The organism is Streptomyces anatolicus (assembly GCF_019400875.1).
Lineage (GTDB): Bacteria > Actinomycetota > Actinomycetes > Streptomycetales > Streptomycetaceae > Streptomyces > Streptomyces anatolicus.
In genome coordinates this window covers 1-1,961 of record NZ_WMBF01000755.1, presented here as the reverse complement: position 1 = coordinate 1,961, position 1,961 = coordinate 1, and the positions used below count along the sequence as shown (strand labels likewise).

Sequence of the window (1,961 nt, the reverse complement as noted above, 5' to 3'; positions counted from 1 at the left end):
GGGCGGGAGGGCCTGACCCGTCCGTTGCCGGCGGCCGGGGCGGCACCCTCGGGCAGCGGCACCACCGCGTCGACGCGGAACCTGTCGCCGGGCAGCGCACGCGTCGTGAGCCAGCCGCCCGCCGCCTCCACGCCGCGTCGCAGGCTGTGGAGGCCGCCGCCCACGGGGGGCCTGCCGGGGCGTCCCGCACCGTCGTTGGTCATCGTGAAGCGCACGTTCGCGCCCTCGCGCACGGCTGTGATGTCGCACTGCCCCGCCTTGCTGTGCCGCAGGACGTTGGTCAGGCCCTCGCGCAGCACCGCGGCGAGCAAGGTGTCGGTCCGCTCGGGCAGTTCGGCGCAGTCCAGGCGCACCGAGGCGCCGATCCCCGCGGCCCGCAGCATGGACTGGGCGGCGTCGGCCTCGCCGGAGAGCGACATCTCGCGGTGGCCTCGGCTGACCGCGCGGACGTCGGCGAGGGCCTGCCGGGCGGTGCCCAGGATCTCGGTCAGCTCCTGCCTGGCCTTGTCCGGGGCGTCGGCCAGCATGCGGCGGGCGAGCTCGCACCGCAGGGTGATGGCGGAGAGGCTGGAGCCGAGCAGGTCGTGCAGGTCACGGGCGAACCGCAGCCGCTCCCCGGCCACGGCGAGCCGGGACAGCTCGGCCCGCGACCGGTAGAGGACGCCGAGCATCTCGGCCATCCGGGAGAGCCCGAAGACCACCAGCGGGGTCAGCACGGCCTGCACGGTGATGTAGACGACGTCCCAGCCCGCTCCGAAGTGGAACAGGAGCGCGTCGATCGCCAGCACGATGAGGCCGAACAGCGGCCAGGCGAACCGCGGTCTGAGCAGCAGCAGCGCGGAGGCGGACAGGAACCCCGGCATCGCGAGCCAGGCGAGGCGGAAGGTGATGAACGGTACGAAGCACAGCGCCGCCTGCGTGCCCAGGGTCCAGTAGCGGTACCGGTAGAGCCGGGGCAGCAGGCGTGGGAAGGAGTGGCTGAGCTGGAGGACGAGGATCGCGAGGAAGGCGAGGACCGCGACGGAGAACTGCCAGGCCGAGGGTGATTCGGCGATCAGGAAGGAGCCGTCGATCGCGAAGAAGCCGACCAGGACGAGGGCGGTGATCGTCACCGCGAGGCGCGGGGGCAGATTCCCGGAGCGCCAGATGTGCGCGGTGTCTGCCAGCTCTGCTGGGTCTGCCGGGTCCGCCACGGCGTTCCCGAGGTGTTTCGTCGGTGTACTTCCGCCGGATATTACGCTGTTCAACAATTCCCCCGTGATTCCGCGCCGAACATCGGACTCACCTCCGGATTCTAATCCGCGCCCCGGATGAGCCGCTTTGCTCCAGTGTTCCGGCCGCCGCCAGATAGGCGAGGGCCGCGTCGAGCGCGGGCCGCGGCAGAGGCTCCCCCGCGACAACCGCGTCGGCTCCCTCAGCTCTCTGTAATCCCTCTGCTCCCTCCAGATGGGTCAGCAGCCGTTGGCCCCAGGGCGAGTGCAGTTCCACCAGGTGGTCGCGGCGGCCCGGCTCCACGAGCCAGCCGGACCCGGCGCGCCGCACCACCGTGTGCGGCGCGAGGCGCGCCGGGCGGCCCGGGGCCGGGGGGCGGGGCCGGAAGCGGGCCCGCCGGGTCAGCGGGACCACCGAGAGGAGCGGTGTCGCGCCCACGCCGAGGGTGCGCACCAGGACGTGTTCGAGTCCCGCGAGGGAGCACATCAGCTCCCGCGACGCGGCGTTCCACTCCGTGACCGGGGTGTCGTAACCGGGGAAGCCGGGGACGACGTTGCCGAGGAGCACCGGGCCCAGCTGCATCCGGCGCAGGGCCTCGCGCAACGTCGCGCCGGGCCGGGCGATGCGGATGTCCCCGGTGTGGGTGCGCAGCAGCACGGGCTTGCGGGGGTTCTCGCCGAACCGGGCGAGCGTGTCCTCGCGCAGCGACCACAGCTCGGTCGGGTGCGGAGGCACCAGTTGGTCGATGC

At 73.0% G+C, this 1,961-nt stretch carries 1 protein-coding gene and 1 pseudogene; both read right to left on the bottom strand.

Features of this window, described 5'->3' with window-relative positions; all coding sequences use genetic code 11:
• On the bottom strand, positions 1 to 1,193 hold a 1,193-nt coding region (locus GKQ77_RS32175), incomplete at its 3' end, for a sensor histidine kinase (protein WP_308117848.1).
• Between the two features lie 88 nt (positions 1,194 to 1,281).
• Positions 1,282 to 1,961, bottom strand: a pseudogene (locus GKQ77_RS32170) (hypothetical protein); the annotation flags it as partial.